The organism is Streptomyces sp. NPDC017520 (genome assembly GCF_044329855.1).
In the GTDB taxonomy this organism is placed as follows: Bacteria; Actinomycetota; Actinomycetes; order Streptomycetales; family Streptomycetaceae; genus Streptomyces.
The window spans coordinates 75348-93623 of the sequence record NZ_JBIRKB010000009.1; the positions used below are offsets into that span (position 1 = coordinate 75348).

At 72.4% G+C, this 18276-nt stretch carries 23 protein-coding genes and 1 pseudogene; 9 read left to right on the top strand and 15 right to left on the bottom strand.

Annotated features, from left to right (window positions below; genetic code table 11):
- Positions 1–9 precede the first annotated feature (9 nt).
- Positions 10–825 carry a PepSY domain-containing protein gene (locus ACH4KB_RS22380; RefSeq protein WP_398067641.1) on the bottom strand — a complete coding sequence of 272 codons (816 nt, stop codon included), beginning with the start codon at positions 823–825 and terminating at the stop codon, positions 10–12.
- A gap of 197 nt (positions 826–1022) precedes the next feature.
- Between ACH4KB_RS22380 and ACH4KB_RS22385 the strand changes: the two genes are divergently transcribed.
- The 6 genes from ACH4KB_RS22385 (at position 1023) to ACH4KB_RS22410 (ending at position 6133) form a co-directional block, all read left to right on the top strand.
- Positions 1023–1271: a DUF6296 family protein gene (locus tag ACH4KB_RS22385; protein ID WP_398067864.1), complete on the top strand. Its 249-nt coding sequence runs from the start codon at positions 1023–1025 to the stop codon at positions 1269–1271.
- Between the two features lie 185 nt (positions 1272–1456).
- A complete protein-coding gene (locus tag ACH4KB_RS22390) occupies positions 1457–2218 on the top strand; it encodes a DeoR/GlpR family DNA-binding transcription regulator (RefSeq protein ID WP_398067865.1) in 762 nt (253 codons plus the stop codon).
- Positions 2215–3162 (top strand): 1-phosphofructokinase, encoded by a 948-nt coding sequence (gene pfkB, locus ACH4KB_RS22395; RefSeq protein ID WP_398067642.1) that lies wholly within the window; start codon positions 2215–2217, stop codon positions 3160–3162. The genes ACH4KB_RS22390 and pfkB overlap by 4 nt, the downstream gene beginning before the upstream one ends.
- A 142-nt stretch (positions 3163–3304) precedes the next feature.
- Positions 3305–5323, top strand: coding sequence for a fructose-specific PTS transporter subunit EIIC (locus ACH4KB_RS22400; RefSeq protein ID WP_398067643.1), 2019 nt, complete (start codon positions 3305–3307; stop codon positions 5321–5323).
- A gap of 47 nt (positions 5324–5370) precedes the next feature.
- Positions 5371–5640, top strand: a complete 270-nt coding sequence (locus tag ACH4KB_RS22405; protein WP_398067644.1) for an HPr family phosphocarrier protein — start codon at positions 5371–5373, stop codon at positions 5638–5640.
- A 61-nt stretch (positions 5641–5701) separates the two neighbouring features.
- Positions 5702–6133 carry a protein-tyrosine phosphatase family protein gene (locus tag ACH4KB_RS22410; RefSeq protein ID WP_398067645.1) on the top strand — a complete coding sequence of 144 codons (432 nt, stop codon included), beginning with the start codon at positions 5702–5704 and terminating at the stop codon, positions 6131–6133.
- Between the two features lie 159 nt (positions 6134–6292).
- Here ACH4KB_RS22410 and lepB read toward each other — a convergent pair whose 3' ends face one another.
- From lepB to ACH4KB_RS22425, 3 genes are all read right to left on the bottom strand, one after another.
- Positions 6293–7015: a signal peptidase I gene (gene lepB / locus ACH4KB_RS22415; protein ID WP_398067646.1), complete on the bottom strand. Its 723-nt coding sequence runs from the start codon at positions 7013–7015 to the stop codon at positions 6293–6295.
- Positions 7016–7099: 84 nt separating this feature from the next.
- Entirely contained in the window at positions 7100–7390 is a 291-nt protein-coding gene (locus ACH4KB_RS22420; RefSeq protein WP_026290270.1) for a hypothetical protein, read from the bottom strand.
- 123 nt (positions 7391–7513) lie between these two features.
- Positions 7514–8023, bottom strand: a complete 510-nt coding sequence (locus ACH4KB_RS22425) for a DUF664 domain-containing protein (protein ID WP_398067647.1) — start codon at positions 8021–8023, stop codon at positions 7514–7516.
- Positions 8024–8106: 83 nt separating this feature from the next.
- Between ACH4KB_RS22425 and ACH4KB_RS22430 the strand changes: the two genes are divergently transcribed.
- Positions 8107–8472, top strand: a complete 366-nt coding sequence (locus tag ACH4KB_RS22430) for a DUF1801 domain-containing protein (RefSeq protein WP_398067648.1) — start codon at positions 8107–8109, stop codon at positions 8470–8472.
- Between the two features lie 28 nt (positions 8473–8500).
- On the opposite strand, the gene ACH4KB_RS22435 is transcribed toward ACH4KB_RS22430, so the two are convergent.
- From ACH4KB_RS22435 to ACH4KB_RS22465, 7 genes are all read right to left on the bottom strand, one after another.
- Positions 8501–9538: an alpha/beta fold hydrolase gene (locus tag ACH4KB_RS22435; RefSeq protein ID WP_398067649.1), complete on the bottom strand. Its 1038-nt coding sequence runs from the start codon at positions 9536–9538 to the stop codon at positions 8501–8503.
- A 160-nt stretch (positions 9539–9698) separates the two neighbouring features.
- Entirely contained in the window at positions 9699–9932 is a 234-nt protein-coding gene (locus ACH4KB_RS22440; RefSeq protein ID WP_398067650.1) for a hypothetical protein, read from the bottom strand.
- Positions 9933–9938: 6 nt separating this feature from the next.
- Positions 9939–10613 carry a TNT domain-containing protein gene (locus ACH4KB_RS22445; RefSeq protein ID WP_398067651.1) on the bottom strand — a complete coding sequence of 225 codons (675 nt, stop codon included), beginning with the start codon at positions 10611–10613 and terminating at the stop codon, positions 9939–9941.
- A 186-nt stretch (positions 10614–10799) separates the two neighbouring features.
- Positions 10800–11315, bottom strand: a complete 516-nt coding sequence (locus ACH4KB_RS22450; protein ID WP_398067652.1) for a lytic polysaccharide monooxygenase auxiliary activity family 9 protein — start codon at positions 11313–11315, stop codon at positions 10800–10802.
- A gap of 275 nt (positions 11316–11590) precedes the next feature.
- Complete coding sequence (locus tag ACH4KB_RS22455; protein ID WP_398067653.1) at positions 11591–12295, bottom strand: DUF4230 domain-containing protein; 705 nt, start codon at positions 12293–12295, stop codon at positions 11591–11593.
- Positions 12296–12430: 135 nt separating this feature from the next.
- On the bottom strand, positions 12431–13531 hold the full coding sequence (locus tag ACH4KB_RS22460) for a winged helix DNA-binding domain-containing protein (protein WP_398067654.1): 1101 nt from the start codon (positions 13529–13531) through the stop codon (positions 12431–12433).
- A 67-nt stretch (positions 13532–13598) separates the two neighbouring features.
- Complete coding sequence (locus tag ACH4KB_RS22465) at positions 13599–14168, bottom strand: DinB family protein (protein WP_398067655.1); 570 nt, start codon at positions 14166–14168, stop codon at positions 13599–13601.
- 100 nt (positions 14169–14268) lie between these two features.
- On the opposite strand from ACH4KB_RS22465, the gene ACH4KB_RS22470 reads away from it, so the two are divergent.
- A complete protein-coding gene (locus ACH4KB_RS22470) occupies positions 14269–15309 on the top strand; it encodes a helix-turn-helix transcriptional regulator (RefSeq protein WP_398067656.1) in 1041 nt (346 codons plus the stop codon).
- On the opposite strand, the pseudogene ACH4KB_RS22475 reads toward ACH4KB_RS22470, so the two are convergent.
- Positions 15282–15841: pseudogene (locus tag ACH4KB_RS22475) on the bottom strand (DUF4389 domain-containing protein). The gene ACH4KB_RS22470 and the pseudogene ACH4KB_RS22475 overlap by 28 nt on opposite strands.
- A 112-nt stretch (positions 15842–15953) precedes the next feature.
- Positions 15954–16676, bottom strand: a complete 723-nt coding sequence (locus ACH4KB_RS22480; RefSeq protein WP_398067657.1) for a VanZ family protein — start codon at positions 16674–16676, stop codon at positions 15954–15956.
- A 147-nt stretch (positions 16677–16823) separates the two neighbouring features.
- Here ACH4KB_RS22480 and ACH4KB_RS22485 point away from each other — a divergent pair, with 147 nt between their 5' ends.
- Complete coding sequence (locus tag ACH4KB_RS22485) at positions 16824–17324, top strand: tetratricopeptide repeat protein (protein ID WP_398067658.1); 501 nt, start codon at positions 16824–16826, stop codon at positions 17322–17324.
- Between the two features lie 395 nt (positions 17325–17719).
- On the opposite strand, the gene ACH4KB_RS22490 is transcribed toward ACH4KB_RS22485, so the two are convergent.
- Positions 17720–17980: a type B 50S ribosomal protein L31 gene (locus ACH4KB_RS22490; RefSeq protein WP_398067659.1), complete on the bottom strand. Its 261-nt coding sequence runs from the start codon at positions 17978–17980 to the stop codon at positions 17720–17722.
- Between the two features lie 78 nt (positions 17981–18058).
- Positions 18059–18223 carry a 50S ribosomal protein L33 gene (rpmG, locus tag ACH4KB_RS22495; protein ID WP_164339431.1) on the bottom strand — a complete coding sequence of 55 codons (165 nt, stop codon included), beginning with the start codon at positions 18221–18223 and terminating at the stop codon, positions 18059–18061.
- Positions 18224–18276: the final 53 nt, after the last annotated feature.

Here is an 18276-nt window from a genome sequence, read left to right on the forward strand (position 1 = left end):
GGGCGGCGGTCAGTCGTTGTCGGTCTCCTCGCGGACGATGGTGTCGTTCTTGGCGTCCACGTCGAAGGTCGTCTTCTTCCAGTCCGAGCCGACCACGTCGACCTGCCAGACGACGCTGTCGCCCTCGCCGTCGTCGAGGCCGACGGAGGTGACCGTCCCCTTCTTCTTCTCGGTGGCGACCTTGGCGGCCTGCTGCGGGGTCTGGGTGGCCTGGGCGAGCCGGTCGGCAGTCTGCTTCTTGTCGTCCGCGTCCTGATCCGCGTCGACCCGGGCCTCGATCACCTTGCCGTCGACCGCGTTGATCCGGACGGTGTGGACCGTGCCGTCCTTCTCCGCGACCTCCGCGACCCAGACCGGGCCCTCGGAGCCCGGGCTCGCGCTCGGGCTGGACGTGCCGGTTCCGGTCGGGCTCGCGGTGCCGGTCGGGCTGGCCGAACCGGTCGGGCTGGCGGAACCCGTGGGGCTGCCGGATCCCGTCGGGCTGGGGCTCTGGTCCTTGTCGTCGTCGTCCACACCCTCCAGGTCCAGATCGACCAGCTTGCCCCCGGCCACCTCGCCGGCGGCGGTGGTGGCGGCGTCGTCGAAGGTGACCTTCGTGGCGTCGAGGACCTTCTTCCGCTCCTGCTGGTCCTCGGTCAGCTCGGCACTCGCCGAGGGCGACGTCGTCTGCTTCTGCGGGACGACCTTCGCGGCTTCGGAGGTGGCCGCGGTCGTCGCGCTGTCCGAACTCTGACCGCATCCGGTCATCAGAACGGCCGTGGCGGCGGCCATGCCGAGGGCGCCGACCGTCTTGAGGGTGCGGGAACGGGAAGAGGCACTGTTCATTCGTCGAGGCTCAAGTCTCATGCACGCATGCCTAGCCCTTCGGGCCATCGGTCATGTTGTCCTACCAGGGAGTCACCCGATCGACCGGGCGGGTCCGCCCGTTGGCCGTCGCTCCCCGGGCGCTGGACGCCGGGGTGCGAAACAATGGCGGCAGGGCCGTATTCTCCGCGCCAGGCCCGGAGGTCGTCATGGAGCACATGGTGCACACCGAGTGTTACGAGCTCATCTTCCAGTTGTCCGGAGCCGCGGACGACGTGGTCCGCGTGCGGCTCACCGACCGGCTGGGGGCCGGCGGGTTCCCGGTGTACGAGGACGAGACGGGGATCGTGCGCGCCGAGATCAGTGACCGGGGCGAAGTCCGCATGCTCGCCAGCGGCGGCCACCAGGTCCCCGGCACTCCCCTGCTGGCCCGCCCCCTGAGCGAGGACCCACCCCGGACGCCGTGACCGGACCCGCAGGGCGGGGCGCACCGTGCCCGGTGCGCCCCGCCCTGCGGTGCGCGCACGTCCGCACGCGACCTCACCCTTCCGTTCATGCCCACTCCTCGCCCGATTGTGTTTACATTCCCGCACCCCGGACGTAATCTGAGCACGAAACCACAGAGTCGGGCATGAAACGGAAACGAAACCACATGTACGCACCGGAGCGTCAGCAGGAGATCCTCCGCCTCGCCCAGGAGAGCGGGCGGGTCGACGTGCTGTCCCTGGCCGACGAGTTCCAGGTGACGGCCGAGACGGTCCGGCGCGACCTCAAGACCCTGGACCGGGCGGGACTGCTGCGCCGGGTGCACGGTGGGGCGATCCCCGCCGGGCGGCTCGGCTTCGAACCCGACCTCGCCGAACGCGACGTCGTCGCCGCCGGAGAGAAGGACCGCATCGCCCAGGCCGCCCTCGCCGAGCTGCCCTCCGACGGCAATGTCATCGTGGACGCCGGGACGACGACCGCACGGCTCGCCGCCGCCGTACCGGTCGACGCGACGCTGACCGTGGTGACGCATGCCCTGCCGGTGGCCGCCCGTCTCGCCGACCACCCGGGCATCGCGCTGCATCTGGTGGGCGGCCGGGTCCGGCACCGCACCCGCGCGGCGGTCGACGCCTGGGCACTGAGTTCGTACGCCGAGATCAGCGCCGACGTGGTCTTCCTCGCCACCAACGGCTTCTCCCCCGGCAGCGGCCTGACGACGCCCGACCTCGCCGAGGCCGCGGTGAAGCGGGCCGTGATCAAGGCGGCCCGCCGGGTCGTCCTGCTCGCCGACTCCGGCAAGTTCGGGCAGGAGCACTTCGCCCGCTTCGGCGATCTCACCGATGTGGACCTGCTCATCACCGACACGGGCCTCAGCCCCGACGACGCCCGCTCCATCGAGAGCCGGGGCACGGAAGTAGTACGCGCATGATCCTCACCGTCACCACCAACCCCAGCCTGGACCGCACCTACGAGCTGCCCGTGCTGACCCGCGGCAGCGTGCTGCGTGCCACGGCCGACCGCGTCGATCCGGGCGGCAAGGGTGTCAACGTCTCCCGCGCTGTCGCGGCGGCCGGGCACCGCACCCTCGCCGTCGCCCCGATGGGCGGTCCGGAAGGCGCCCTGCTCGCCCGGCTGCTGGGCGACCTGGGCATCGAGGCGGTCGGCGTGCCGATCGCCGGGAACACCCGGATCAACGTCACGCTCGTCGAACCCGACGGCACCCTCACCAAGGTCAACGCGGCGGGCCCCGAGCTGAGTCCGGCCGAGGCGGAGGACGTCCTGGACGCGGTACGGGCCCACTCGGCCGCCGCCGACTGGGTCGCCTGCTGCGGAAGCCTGCCGCGCGGACTGCCGCCGCAGTGGTACGCGGAGCTGGTCGAGCGGAGCCACCGGGCCGGTGCGCGCATCGCGCTGGACACCTCCGGAGCGGCGCTGACCGCGGCCCTGGACCGGGGGCCGGACGTGGTCAAGCCCAATGCCCAGGAGCTCGCCGAGGCCGTCGGCCGACCGCTCGCCACGGTGGGCGACGCGCTGAAGGCCGCCGAGGAGCTGCGGGAGCGCGGGGCCAGGTCGGTGCTGGCCAGTCTGGGCGCCGACGGGCAGTTGTTGGTCGAGGCGTCGGGCGCCTACTTCGCCACCGCGCCGGCCGCCGCCGTGCGCAGCAATGTCGGCGCCGGGGACGCCTCCCTGGCCGGCTTCCTGGCAGCGGGCGGGCAGGGCCCGGAAGCGCTCACCTCGGCCGTCGCCCACGGTGCCGCGGCCGTGCAGCTGGCCGGGAGCCTCATGCCCACCCCGGCCGACCTCGATCTGCCGTCGGTCGTGACGACCTCCGACGTGCCGCTGGACCGCGCGCTGGCGGAGCCCGCCCCATGACCCCCGTACCGCCAGGACCGAACCCCGTACCGCCGTCACCGCCGCAATTCCCGCACCTCCCGTACGGACCCCACCCCGTACGAACCCGCCGCCCCGTCCCCCCGGGCCGCCGCACGGCGGTCCCCGAGCAAGGAGCACCGCGATGAGTGAGCTGATCACCGCGGAACTGGTCGACCTCGATCTGTCCGCCACGACGAAGGACGCCGCCGCGAGGTCGCTCGCCGAGCGGATGGTGGCCGCGCACCGCGTCACCGATCTCGAAGGCTTCCTGGCCGACGTCGCCGCCCGCGAGGCGCAGATGCCGACCGGCCTCGACGGCGGCATCGGCATCCCGCACTGCCGCAGCGAACATGTGAGCGCCCCGACGCTGGCCTTCGGGCGCAGTGTGGCGGGCATCGACTTCGGGGCGGCCGACGGTCCGGCCGACCTGATCTTCCTCATCGCGGCCCCGGCCGGGGCCGACGACGACCACCTCACCATCCTGTCGGGCCTGGCCCGCAGGCTGATGGACGCGGAGTTCACCGCCACCCTGCGCGCCGGAACGGATCCGCGGGCGGTAGCCGCGCTGATTCGGGGCGAGGAGCCGCCGGAGGAGAACCAGGAGCAGGAACGGGAACAGGCGAAGACGGAGACGCCCGGAGCGGCCGTAGCCGCCGCGAGCGCCCCCTTCCGGATCGTCGCCGTCACCTCCTGCCCCACCGGCATCGCCCACACCTACATGGCGGCCGAGTCCCTGGCCGCGGCGGGCCGCGCCGAGGGGGTCGAGGTGACCGTGGAGACCCAGGGTTCGGCCGGCTTCAAGAAGCTGGACCCCGCCGTCGTCGCGGCGGCGGACGCCGTGATCTGGGCGCACGACGTGGAGGTCCGGGAGAAGTCCCGCTTCCGCGGCAAGCCGCTGGTCGACGTCGGGGTCAAGGCGGGCATCAACCGGCCCGCCGAGCTGATCGCCGAGGCCCGCCGCAAGGCGGAACGCGGAGAGGTCGCCGCCGTGTCGGAGGACGGTGGAGGCGCGGACACCGGGGGCGGGAACGAATCCTCCGCGGATCACGCGCACTTCGGCGTCCGGCTCCGTACGTATCTGATGTCCGGCGTGAGTTACATGGTGCCGTTCGTCGCGGCGGGCGGTCTTCTGATCGCCCTGTCGTTCGCCATCGGCGGCTACGAGATAGCGAGCGCCAAGTCGGTCGCCGACCACTTCGTCTGGGGCGAGGCGGACAGCTGGGCCGCGCTGCTCAACCAGATCGGCTCGGCGGCCTTCGGGTTCCTGGTGCCGGTGCTGGCCGGGTACATCGCGTACGGGATGGCGGACCGGCCGGCGCTGGTGCCCGGGTTCGTCGGCGGGGCCATCGCGCTCACGGTGAACGCCGGATTCCTCGGAGGTCTGGTCGCCGGTCTGCTGGCCGGTGCGGTGGTGATGGCCATCCAGCGGGTCCCGGTCCACGCGACTTTGCGCGGCATCATGCCGGTCCTGGTGATCCCCCTGATCGCGTCGGCGACCGTGGGGTTTTTGATGTTCATCGTGGTCGGCAAGCCCATCGCCTCACTGCAGAACGCGCTCACGGACTGGCTGAACGGGCTGTCGGGGTCCAACGCGGTGATCCTCGGCGTCGTCCTCGGGCTGATGATGTGCTTCGACATGGGCGGTCCACTGAACAAGGTGGCGTACGCCTTCGCGGTCGGCGGTCTCGCCGACCCGACGCCGGGCAGCCTCAAGGTGATGGCCGCGGTCATGGCGGCCGGGATGGTGCCGCCGCTGGCGATGGCGCTGGCCACCACCGTACGCAAGAGACTGTTCACGAAGACCGAGCGGGAGAACGGCCGGGCGGCCTGGGTGCTGGGCGCCTCGTTCATCACCGAAGGTGCGATCCCGTTCGCCGCCGCCGACCCACTGCGGGTCATCCCGTCGGTGATGGCGGGCGGCGCGGTCACCGGCGCGCTGTCGATGGCCTTCGGCGCGACCCTGCGCGCTCCGCACGGCGGCGTCTTCGTCGTCCCGCTGATCGGCGAGCCGTTCCTCTACCTGCTCGCCATCGCCGCCGGGACGCTGGTGGCGACCGCGCTCGTCCTCCTGCTCAAGGGCGCGCGCAGGGCGGCGCCGGAGGCTGCCGGGGACTCGGGGTCCGCGGGCCCCGACGGCTCCCGGGTCACCGTCGCCGCCTGAACCCCGCACACCCCCCTCCCGAACGTCCCTTCCCCCAGGAGTGATCCATGCACCAGCAGACCGTCGCCATAGCCTCCCGCAGCGGGCTCCACGCCCGCCCGGCGTCCCTGTTCGTCAAGGCCGCCGCTCGTCAGCCGGTCAAGGTGACCATCGCCCGTGAGGGCCGCGACCCGGTCGATGCCCGCAGCATGCTGGCGGTACTGGCCCTGGCCGCCCCGCACGGGGAGACCGTGGTGCTCAGCGCCGAGGGCGACGGGGCGCGGGCGGCGGTCGAGGAGCTGGCCGAGCTGCTCGCGCGGGATCTCGACGCCACCTGATCTCCGGCCGACCGGTGCGATACGTACCACCGGCGACTGCCGGGTCGTTAGATTGGGACACGTGATCGAGACGTGGAACGCCGCGGACCCGGCCGTCCTGGCCCTCCCCTCCGGACGGCTCGTACGCGGCCGGGGTCTGCGCAAGCCCATGCCGGCGGGCCCCGAACCGGACTTCGCCGTACATCTCCTCGGGCGTACCCCGCCTCCGGTCGCCTGGGAGTCGCGGTGGCTGCGGTGGCCGGACTTCCGGCTCCCGGCGGACCGGGCGGCGGCGCGGGATCTCCTCGAAGAGGTGTGGGAGCGGGCCGCGGGGATGCGGGTCGAGGTGGCGTGCGGTGGCGGAATGGGCCGCACCGGCACGGCGCTGGCCTGCCTCGCCGTCCTGGACGGGGTCCCCGCGGGCGAGGCGGTGGCGTTCGTGCGCGACGGCTATCACGCCAGGGCGGTGGAGACGCCCTGGCAGCGCCGGTACGTACGAAACTTCGCGCGCTGAGGGCTGTCCGGCGATCCCAGTGGATCAGCGCGCGGCGTCAGCTGCGTGCGTCGCAAGGCGGAGGGACGTCCGCATACTGGACGTATGGGGACGTTCCGACAACGCGGCGAGGTGCCGTAGCTGTCGTCGCGCGCCCGCCGGAAAGCGCGGGAAGGGCCCTTAGCGAGTGGCGGGCCCCCGGGGCTTGTCGGGCACGTTGTCGAAGGTTCCCGGTACCGGAAGGGTGCTCCAGCGGCCGACCGGCCAGGCGATGACGACGGCCCTGCCGACGACCTCGTCGACCGGGACCATCCCCTGGTTCGGGTCGTCCTGGTGGTAGCGGGAGTCCGCGGAGGCCTGGCGGTGGTCCCCCATCACCCAGACCTTGCCTTCGGGCACGGTGACCTTGAACCGGCCGCCGTCCTCGTCGTCGGTGCAGGGGGTGTTGCCGGGGAAGACGTACGGCTCGTCCAGGGCGGTGCCGTTGACCTTCACCGGCCCGTCGCCCTCGCACTCCACGGTGTCGCCTCCGACGCCGATGACGCGTTTGATGAGGTCCTTCTCCTCGGCGGAGGGCATCACGCCGACGAAGCTCAGGACCTTCTGCACGGTGTTGGGCGGGTCCACGGGCACGTTGGCGAGCCAGTCCGACGGGTCGTGGAAGACGATCACCTCACCGCGCTCCGGCTCCGATCCGAACCAGGGCGTCAGCTTGTCCACGAGGACCCGGTCACCCCGCTGGAGGGTGTTCTGCATGGAGTCCGAGGGGATGGAGAAGGCCTGCACCAGAAACGTCTTGATGAGCAGCGCCAGCACCAGGGCGACACCGACGAGGAGCGGCAGCTCCACCCAGAACGGCCGGTTCTTCCGTGTCCTCGACCGCTGTGTGCCCGCCCGCCCCATGTGCACCGCTCCTCGCCCGTGTACCGCGCCCGTCCCTGGGGGGACGGATCCGGTGATCCACTCTATGGGGCGCGGTGAGCGACGTCAGACGGGTCCCGCGCCGACCGGAGGGACGGTGGCGCCCTCGCCGGCGCGGACGGCTTCGACCACGCTCTGGTGGAAGGTGCGGCTCTCCTCCTCGGAGGGGCACGGCACGGGGCTGCCGGTGAGGGTGAACCAGTCCGAGGACCCGCTGTACTGCACGGCCACCGACGCCTGTCCGTCGGACCAGGTCGTATGCACCGTGAGGTCGCCGCTCAGGATGCCCGCTTCCTCGGTGCGCACCCCACCGGTTCCCGCGAAGACACCGCTGGTCGTCCAAGATGCCCAGCTCATGACGGCCACCTTTCGGACGATGACGAGCCTGTCCAGCCGACTTCTTCCGAGTATGGCACCGCCGGTGGGACTACGCACGGGTGTGCGCGGGCCCCGTCCCGCCGCTGCTCCGGCCACCGGTTCTCACGCGCGTTCCAGCATGCCTCGGACGAAGGCGGCCTGGCCCGCGTGCTGGAGATCCTCGGCGATGACGCTGATCAGCCGGACACCGAGCGTCACCGGGGGCGACCAGCCCTCGTCGACGATCCGGTCGAGGGCGTGGCCCTCCAGCCCCGCGACGAAGTCCAGGGTCCGCTCGTGCACGGCGTCGAAGTAGCCGAGGAGGGGATCGGCGGAGTCCACGCGGACGGCGGCGACTTCGTCGGTGCTGTGCCCGTAGCCGGTCGCCGCCTCGTCGAACGGCAGTCCGAAGGTGTCCGCCCAGCCTTCGGTGAGCCAGATCTGTCCGGTTCCGGCGGCGTCGGCGATGTGGTCGTCCTGGACGCGGGTGAGATGCCAGACGAGCCAGGAGATGGAGTTCGCCCCCGCGTCGACGCGGGCGTTGAGGTCGTCGGGCCTGAGTCCTTCGACCGCCGCGTGGACCGCTTCCCCGACCCGGTCGAACGCTTCGGCCAGCATGCCTGCGGTGTTCATGTGTCCACCTTCGCCGGAGAGGCCCGTCGCTCCCGGGTGCGACACACCGTCTGGTCGGCGGTGTGTCGCCGTACGATCTGCTCATGGTCGCAAGCCAGGCGCAGAACGTCGATCAGTATCTCGCCGAAGCCCCGGAGGCCCGCCGGGCGGCGCTCACGGCGCTGCGCGCGCTGTGCAGGGAGGAGCTGACGGGATTCCGCGAGGTGATGGCGTACGGGATGCCCGCCTACGAGCGGGACGGGTCGGGCGAGATCGCCTTCGCCGACCAGAAGCAGTACATCTCGTTCTACCTGATGCGCGCGGATGTCCGCGACGCGTTCACGGACCGGCCGGCCTCCCACGACATGGGCAAGGGCTGCCTGCGCTTCCGCGATCCGCAGAAGATCGACTTCACGCTCGTCCGCGACCTGCTCCGGGCGACAGCGGCGACCCGCGGCACGGCCTGCTGACCCGGCGGCACCGCGGGCCGGGTGCCGCTCAGCGCAGGCCGTGCAGCCAGTCGGTCAGCAGGCGGTTGACCTCGTCGGGGCGTTCCTGCTGGATCCAGTGGCCGCAGCCTTCGAGGATGTGGGCGGCGGACAGGCCGGGGAGGGTCCGCGGATAGGCGTCGATGGCGTCGGACATCCAGGTGGTGGAGGCGTCCAGGGCGCCGCCGATGAAGATCGACGGCTGGGTGACGGGTGTCCCGTCCCAGGCCGCGAGGTCCTCCCAGTCCCGGTCGACGTTGCGGTAGCGGTTGAGGGCGCCGGTCAGACCGGTGCGTTCGAACTCCTCGGCGTAGACGTCGAGGTCCCGTTCGCCGAGCCAGCCGGGGAGCGGGCCGGCGGGGAAGCGGTCGGCCATGCGTGCGCCCGGAGGTACGAAGTAGAGGCCGGGGTGGTCCGCGGGGGCGGGGGTGTCTCCGGAGAGACCCGTGTAGAAGCCGGCGAGCCAGCCGCGTACGTCCGGTTCGATCTCCGCCTCGGCGCGGCCGGGGGTCTGGAAGTAGCTGACGTAGAATTCCTCCTCGCCTCCGATGCCCGCGAAGCCGTCGGTGGGGCGGGGGCCTCCCCGGGGCGTGTACGGGACGCTGAGCAGCGCGACCGCCGTGAAGACGTCCGGCCGGAGCAGGGCGCTGTTCGCGGCGATGGGCGAGCCCCAGTCGTGTCCGACGACCGTGGCGGTCTCCTCGCCGAGGGCGTGGACGACGGCGGTGTTGTCGGCGACATGGGCGAGCATGCGGTAGGCGTCGGGGGCGGCGGGTGCGGAGGAACGGCCGTAGCCGCGTACGTCGATGGCGACGGCCCGGTGCCCGGCCGCGGCCAGGGCGGGGAGCTGGTGACGCCAGGAGTACCAGGACTCGGGGAAGCCGTGGACGAGGAGCACGAGGGGGCCCGTGCCCTGTTCGACGCAGTGGATCCGGCCGCCGGGGACGGCGACCGTCCGATGCGTCGCGCCGGGCAGGAGGGCGGAGGGTCGGGCGGCACGGTCCGCGGAACGCGCGGACGGCGTGAGTACGGGGGTGGGCTCCGGCATGGCTCCTCCTCGGGCGCCCCGTGCGGGCGGGGCGGTCGTGTCGCTTCGGCGGGCGGCCGGGCCGGGGGCCCGGCCGCCTGGTCACGATCATTCGGCCGGTGCGACCGTACGGACAAGGTTGTTTGCCGTTCCGGCAAAACACCGGCTGCGGGGGCCGGCTTCAGACGAGCAGGCTCAGCAGGTGCGCGCAGGCGGTGGCCTCGTCCGGGTGGCCGGCGACGATCTCGTATGTTCCACGCTCGAAGACCCCGGTCTCCCAGACTCCGTCCCCGCCCCGCCGGACGAAGAGGAAGTCCGGCGGGGTGGGGGCGGGCTCGTGGACGCCCTCGATCCGGTAGTAGCCGCCGGGGATACGTGCCTCGACGAGTGCGGCCTGCAAGGCCCGGCGGTCCATGGCGGGTTACGCGCCCGCGGGCGTCAGGTAGGCGTTGTCCAGGAGCCACTTCACATTGAGGCGCTGCCCCTCGCCCGGGTCGAGGAACACGGCGTCGAGCTTGATCTGCCGGCCGCCGCCGGGCTGCTCGAACCACGGGGCGATGCCGCCCTGCCAGACCCAGAAGGGCTTGGCTACCTTGTAGACCCGGTAGTCGCAAGGGCTGGCCGCGTCACGGGTGTTCAGGTTCTGCGGGGGCAGGGCACGCTCGGCGTAGGCGTCACCCGCCGGAGCGAGGTAGGCGCCGTACTCCGAGCCGAAGCGGTCCAGGCGCTGGCCGGTGCGGAGCTTCACGGGCTCCTTGTCGATCTCGCCGTTCACCTCGGCGAAGCCGTCGTTGGGCGGGTACTTCCAGCTGCCGGTGTCAGCGGGCCCTTCCCAGTACTTCTTCAGGAAGTCGTTCGGCGTGAGGTCGCCGGTGCGCTGCCAGCCCTTCAGGAGCGGGCCGACCGGGGCGAGCCGCTTGTTCGGCAGCCACTTGGGACCGAGGCGGGCGTCGCCGCGGAACTCTCCGGTGCAGGGTTCGTGACGCTCGGCGGCGGGCGCGGGCCGGGCGGGCCCCGGTGCGGCGCTCGCCGCCGGGGCGGAGATCATGCCGGCGGTGATGCCGAGCGCGGCGAGTACGGTACGGATGCGGTTCATTCGGGAGTCCCCTCGAGCACTGATGATCCATCAGGACAGCTGACGCAGGGTAACCGCTCAACTACCCGAGGTTTCCGCGCCATGCCGTTTTCCGGCCACCGCGGACAGCACCGCGCCCCGGCCGCGACGATGCGCGACCGGGGCGGGGGGGACGGAGGGGCGTGGAACCTGACCGATACGGCGTGCCTAACTGACGTTGACGTCGATGCAGGCGTAGAACGCGTTCGAGGTGTCCGCGACGTTCCAGACGGCGAGCACCTTCTGCTGGCCGGTCTTGTTGCCGAAGTCGACCTGGTGGGTCACGGTCGCGCCGGGCCGCGCGCCACCGTCGTCGAATTCGGCGATCTTCTCGCCGCCCACGAAGTACTGCCAGGTGCTGGTCGAGTGGCGCGCGGTGATCTTCCACTCGAACTGCTGGGAACGGTTCACCGGAGTGACCGACCAGCCCTTGGAGTCATCGTCCAGCTCGGCGAAGCCGCTGTTTCCGCCGCTGCAGCTGGTGAGCCCCTTGGGGCCCTCGACGCTCTGCGGCTCGTACGTGATCGCTCCGCAGCTGACCGTGCCGGCGGCACACTGCGCCTGCCTGCTCGGCGGGTTGGAGATGTAGCCGTGGGCACTGGCGGAGCTCGCCGGAAGGCTCAGGGCGAGGACCGGGGCGAGCACGGCGCCGACGGCGAGTGCGGTCTTCCTTTTCGCGTGCATGTTTCTCCTTCACAGGAGGCCGCACCGCGCGGTGGCGGACCGTGGGGGGCCCGGCTTCGGCGGCGAGGCCTCGCGAGTGTGGGGCCAAGAGGCGCGAAGGGCTGCAAGTCCCTTGCCGGACAAGCCTGATGAAAGGTGTCCGGAAAGGCCTTGCACTTGGACTAGACCATACCCATCGACGCGTGCACGTCAAGAGCGGTGCGCTGTGGGGGGTCGGCCCCTCCGAGCCGCGCGGGTGGCCGCGCCCGCCCCGCGCGGCCACCCGTGTGACGCGATCACACCCGGTCGTCGCCGTACCGGACCGTCACACGCTCGAAGCCGAGGGAGCCGAGCAGCCCCTTCAGCATGTCGGCGGTGTTCTTCTCCGCGCGGGCGGTCAGTTCGCTCTCCTTCGCCGCTTCCGAGATGTGGTGGACGGCGAGCTTGTTGACCGCCTGCTCACTGCCGGGATTGTCGGAGAAGAGGTCGCCCAGCCGGTCGAGGAGACCGCGCTGCTTGGACACCGCGTAGGAACGGTCGGGATCGAGGGCCGGCCTGCCCAGCACCGCGTGCGGCAGCCGGAGTTCGGCGGTGGTGCGCTCCTCGTTCACCACGACGCCGCTCCCGGTGACCTTGCCCAGGTCGACGGAGGCGCCGACCGTGCCCGCACCGACGAACAGGGTGCGGGTGCCGCGCAGGGCGTCGGGGACGAACTTCGCGTCCTTCTCCAGGTCGACGACTACCTGGAAGTTGCCCGAGGCGGCCTCGTACGCGCTCATGTCCTGGATCGACTTGAGCACGGCGGGGCCCGACCGGTCGTGGGTCTCCTCGCCGAAGAGGTCGTCGAGACCCGGCAACTGGCTGAGCCGGCTGCCCGCGAACAGCAGGACCAGCACGGCCGCGGCGACGCCGAGGACCATCGGCCACCCGCGGGAGCGGCGGGTGGCGCGCTTTCTGTCGCCGTGCGGCGAGGGCTCTGTGGTTACGTCGCTGGACGTCATGTTCACCGTGTGACCCACGACCGGTGCTTTCAGTCCGGCTGCTCCCGAATCCCCAGAGAACTACCGTACAAAATGGGCCTGTTCCGGTACGGCCGGGCAGACGCGAGGGCGCCTGCCCGGCCGTACCGGGCACGCTCAGCTCGGCGCGGGGGCCACCCGCACACGATCGCTCACGCCGTCGGTCAGGAAGGACGCCAGCTCCTTCCCCTGGTCGGCCACGGCGTCGCGGTCGGCCCGGGAGAAGCCCCGCAGGGGTTCCACCGCCACCACCCCGTCGGTGACACGCCAGGTGGCCGCCACGCGGCCGTCGACCAGCACGACACGTTCGCCGGCGACCGAGAGGCCGCGGTGGGCGTCGTCGATGATCCGGCCGCGGTCCTGGTAGCCGAGGATCGCGTTGTCGAAGGCCGGCAGGAACCGCACCGGGGCGGGAGTGTCCGGGTCCGGTCGCGGCGCGTCGGGCAGGTCGAGCAGCTCCCGTCCCCGCTCGTCGCGGAAGCGGACCAGCTCGTCGCGTTCGGCGGCCACCGCGCCGGGCAGTCCGGCCAGGCCCGACCAGGCGCGCAGGTCGGCCGTCGCGGCGGGTCCGTGGGCGGCCAGATAACGCCGGACCAGTACCTGGCCGACCGGGTCGGCGCCGCCGGGGGCGGGCGGATCGACCGGACGGCCCAGCCAGGAGGAGAGGGCGACGTTGCGCACCCCGCCCTTCGCCCGCCACAGCCCCCGGGGCGGCGCCTGCGCCATCGGGACCAGAGCGGCGACCACCATCTCGCCCAGGGGGCGAGGCCCCGGACCGGGCCAGCGCCCGGCGAGCGCGGCCACGATCTCGGCCGCTGTCCGGGGCACCCCGTCGGCCATCAACTCCCGGGCGTCGGCCGCGAGTGCGTCGAGATCGACACCTTTCAGCTCGTCGCGGTAGACCCCGAGCACGCGTTGGCGCAGCATCGCGTCGTGGCGGGCCCGCCAGGCGAGGACGTCGTCGGCGGCGACGAGGTGGACCGTGCGTCGCATCAGATGAGTGCGCACCACGCTCCGCCGGGTCAGCAGGTCCGAGAGAGCCGCCGGATCGAAGGCGGTCAGCCGGGACCAGAGCCCGACGAACGGCTCCTGCGGTTCCTGCGCCTGGAGGCCGCAGAGGTGGGTCACGGCGTCCACGACCGGCAGATCGGCCCGGTCGAGCAGCAACTGGCGGGCCAGCATGGCGCGGTTGAGCGCCCGGTTGTCGAGGACGGTCACCGTGTGGTCTCTCCTTCTCGATCGCCCGACGTCGGTCTCCGCGCGCCCCCGCGCGATGTGCCGGTGGTCAGGTCGCCTGCCGCCCGTCGAGCGTCTCGCGCAGGATATCCGCGTGCCCGGCGTGCTGGGCGGTCTCGGTGAGGACGTGGGTCAGCACGCGCCGTACGCTCCACTCGCCGCCGGGTTCGTTCCAGGGCGCCTCGGGGAGCGGGTGCGTCGCCGAGAGGTCGGGGACCGCGAGGATGATCTTCTCGCTGCGGGCGGCGACCTGCTCGTAGGCGCCGAGGACCCCGGCCGTCGTCTCGCCGGGCAGCATCCGGAACTCCTTCTCCCGCTCGATCGCCCACTTCGGGTACTCAGCGGCGGTGCCGGCCGCCAGATCGTCCCAGGTGACCCCTTCGGGCAGGGCGAAGGACATCGCCGACGGGCCCTCGGTCACGAAGTTCAGCCAGCCCTCCTCCATGGCCGTGACGTGCTTGACGAGGCCGCCCAGGCACAGCGCGCTGACGGTCGGCCGCTCACCGGCCTGCTCGTCGCCGATCCCCTCGACCGTGCGGATCAGGGCGGCCCGCGCGGTGGCGAGGGCGGCGAGCAGGTCGGAGCGCTCGGGGTCGGGAGAGGTGGTGGCGGAGGTCATGGTGATCGGGTTCCTTCCGGGGTTCCGGTCGTGCGGTACGGGTCAACCCTCGCAAGGGAAGAGGTCAGGGTGTGGCCTCTTCCGGGGTCATACTGGCGTCATGCCGAAGACTTCAGCGCGACTGCTGGCGCTGCTCTCCCTGCTCCAGGCGCGCCGGGACTGGCCGGGCCCGTTGCTGGCCGAGCGGCTGGAGGTCAGCCCGCGCACGGTGCGGCGTGACGTCGACCGGCTGCGGGAGCTGGGCTATCCCATCGTGGCGTTCAAAGGCCCCGACGGCGGATACCGGCTGGACGCGGGCGCGCGGTTGCCGCCGTTGCTGTTCGACGACGACCAGGCCGTCGCGCTCGCCGTCGCGCTGCGGACCGCCGCCGCGACCGGCGCCGGGATCGGGGAGGCCGCGGCCCGCGCGCTCACCACCGTCCGGCAGGTCATGCCCGACCGGCTGCGCCACCGCGTCGACGCCCTGCGGGTCACCGCCGTCGAACGCATGGGAGGCCCGCCGCGACCGCAGGCCGATCCGCGGGTGCTCGTGACGCTGAGCGCGGCGGTGCACGCCCGCGAGGTGCTGCGCTTCGACCACTCCCCCGCGTACGCGCCGGCCGCCGCCGATGCCCCGCCCGCGGTGCGGCGGGTGGAGCCGCACCACCTGGTCACCTGGGGCGGGCGCTGGTATCTCGTCGCCTGGGACCTGGATCGCGAGGACTGGCGGACCTTCCGCGCCGACCGGATCACCCCGCGTACTCCCACGGGTCCCCGGTTCACGTCGCGCGAGGTGCCCGGAGGCGATGTGGCCGCCTTCGTCGCCGCCCGGTTCCAGGGCTCCGACGCCCCCGGCGCGTGGCCCTGCCGCGGCGAGGTGATCCTCGACGCGCCGGCCTCCTCGGTGGCCGGCCATGTCCGCGACGGGATCGTCGAGGAGCACGGCCCGGACCGCTGCCGCGTGGTCCTGGGCGCCTGGTCGTGGGCGGGCCTCGCCGCCGAACTCGGCCGGTTCGACGTGGACATCGAGGTCGTCGGGCCCGACGCGCTCAGGGACGCCTTCGCTCGATTGGCCCGCCGCTGTGCCGACGCGGCGGGCGCGGGGCCGGGGCCCGGGGCGGGGCCCGTCGGCCCTCAGGAACCGACGCGACGCGTGTCGTAGGTGTCGTCCGTCGTCGAGGCGGTCACGGACGAGGCTATGTGACCCGCCAGGTCCAACGCCAGGAACAGCACCACGAGCCATTTCGCGGCGCTGCTCAGGACCAGCGGGCGGGTGGCGGAGCGCGACCGCTCCGGGGCCACGGCGAGACCGTCGCCGCCGAACAGCCCCTTGGGGCAGGCGGGGTGAGCATCATGACGTACGCGGAGAACCGCATCCGGTAGCGCAGGGAGGCCGCCGTCGCCTCGAACAGCGGCCGGGGCATCCGGCCGAGGCACAGCGTGATCAGCCACCGGACGAAGGCCGGCGCCCACCACCCGTGGACGGCGAGGCTCTGCACGATCGCCGCCGGGATCATCAGGAAGACACGGAACAGCACCGCGAGGCGGTTGAGCGGGGTGGGCCGCACCTCGATCCGCACCCCGATCCGCACCGGGGCCCGCCGCCGGCGGGCCGGTTCGACGATGTCCAGGACGGGCCGGAACTCGTCCGCGCCCGTTTCCTTGCGGCCCGGGCCCCACTGGCCTTCGGCCAGGTCGCTCCTCCTCGGCGGGGAATCCGTACGCCGTCCGCGCGCAGGACGTGCCCCCACCGTGCGTCCGCCCCGGGCCGCCCGCAAACGGCCCGGCCCGAACGGGTGCCCGGGCTCAGCGGCGGCGGAGGCGGTCGAGCAGGGAGCGGACGGAGCCGGACCCGGTGGAGCTGCGGCCGGCGCCCGCCGGGCCGTCGGTCCTTCCGGCGCGGGAGCCGCGCTCCTTCGCCGGGGCCGCGGCCGCCGGCTTCGGACGGGCCCGTTGACCGGGCTCGCTGCCCGCGGTCCTGGTGCCCGCGGTCTTCGTACGACCCGCCCCGGTGCGCGCGGCGGGGCTCGGCGCGCGCACCGGCTCGGCCGCGGGCTTCTCCGCCGACGGGCCGCCGGGGGAGCCCGGGTCGTCGGTGTAGGTGTAGTAGCGGTGGCTGATCCGGCGGCCCAGCACGAAGTAGCCCAGCAGCGCGCCCGCCGTGTTGAGGATGACGTCGTCGATGTCGAAGGCGCGCCCCGCGACCAGGGCCCCCTGGATCAGTTCGACGAGGGCCATGGCGATGGCTGTCAGCAGCGTCGTCCGGATCATGCGCAGGCGGCGTGGCACGAAGAACGGCAGCAGGAGCCCGAACGGCACGCCGAGCAACAGGTTTCCGCCCGCCTGCTTGACCGCGGCGAGGAAGGTGTAGTCCTCGGCGTACTGGCGCAGGGAGCGCCCGGGACGGAGATTCGCGGTGACGAGATCCGCGGAGGCCGGTGAGGGCGTGAGCGTCACCTTGGCCAGGAGGACGGAGAACGCCACCAATCCCAGCAGCACCACCGTCAGGACCACCCCGCGCACCAGCACACGTACCCATGTCCCCTGGCGTGTAGGGGGATTCGCCTCTGCTGTCATGGCCGACGGGTGCCCCCGACCGGCCGGAACACACGCCGGACGGCCCCGTGGGGCGAAAATGTCACGCGGCCGTCCCTGCCCGCCTGCGACGATGTGCGCATGAGCGCACGTAAGAAGAGGGACCTGCTGGAAGAGGCCGACCGGTTGCGTACGGAGGGCCGGCCCGAGGAGGCGCGCGAACGGCTCCTCGCCCTGACCGCCGAGTACCCCGACGACGCGGAAGTGGCCTACCGGACGGCGTGGATCCACGACGTACTGGGGCTGGAGTCGGAGGCGGTGCCCTATTACGAGCGCGCCCTGGCCAATCCGGAGCTGGCCGCGGAGGACCGGAGCGGGGCGCTCCTGGGACTGGGCAGTACGTACCGGGTCCTCGGGCGGTACGGGCAGGCGGTGGAGACGCTGCGCCGGGGCGTCGAGGAGTTCCCGGACGACGGCTCGTTCCGGGCCTTCCTGGCGATGGCCCTCTACAACACCGACGAGCACCACGAGGCGATGCGGCTGTTGCTGGAGTTGACGGCCACGACCAGTAACGACCCGTACGTCCAGCGGTACCGGCGGGCGATCGAGCACTATGCGAAAGACCTCGACGAGACCGTGTGACCCGTACGGGGCCATGGCGGTCGCCCGCGTCGCGGCGCCCCCCTCCTCCGATGTGCCCCGGGCCGGTGACATGTGCTCCGGTGCTGGAGACGGTCCCGGGGCGGGGCGGCCGGCCTCTGCCGGGCAAGGGGAAGCCCCGGCCGGATCGGGGGAATCCAGCCGGGGCGGCTTGAGTGCGGGCGTGAAGGGCGGTCGCCTCTCGGCGGAGCGCTCCAAGGGGCTTCGACGGGCGATGTTTCCCATGGGCTACAGGTGAGGCCCGGGGACACGGCCCCCCTCACTCCCACATATAGATGAACGATAAACCATCCTGGGTCATTCCCGGGAACCCGCCCCCGCGAATGTGATCCACGGCACGGATTTCCGGGCTTCCCCCCTGGTCAGGACTGGCTCGGTCAGCTCGCGGACGTCTCGCCGGTGCCGTAGCGGCGCCGGAACTGTTCGACGCGGCCCGCCGTGTCGAGCACCTGACGGCCGCCGGTGTAGAACGGGTGGCTCGCCGACGAGGTCTCCACGTCGATGACGGGGTAGGTGTTGCCGTCCTCCCATGCCACGCGCTCGCCGGAGTCGGCGGTGGAGCGGGTCAGGAAGGCGACGTCGGCCGCGCGGTCACGGAAGACCACCGGACGGGAGACGGGGTGGATGCGGGACTTCATGGATGCGTTCCTTCCTCACCGCGGAAAGCGGTGACGTACGGCGGTGACGTACGGGGGGGGCAGGCTTCTTCCGGACGGTCAGCGGACCTCGCGGAACAGGACGTGCCTCCCTGCGGCGGAGTCGAACTTGCGGAGCTCCAGCCGGTCGGGGTTGTTACGGCGGTTCTTGCGTGTCACATAACTCCGGCCCGTTCCCACGGTGGACCGGAGGGTGACGACCGGCCTGATCTCACTGCGTGCCATGGGCGCCTCCTGGTGCTTCTGCCGAACCCACCCCCGTATCGGGAATGGGATTC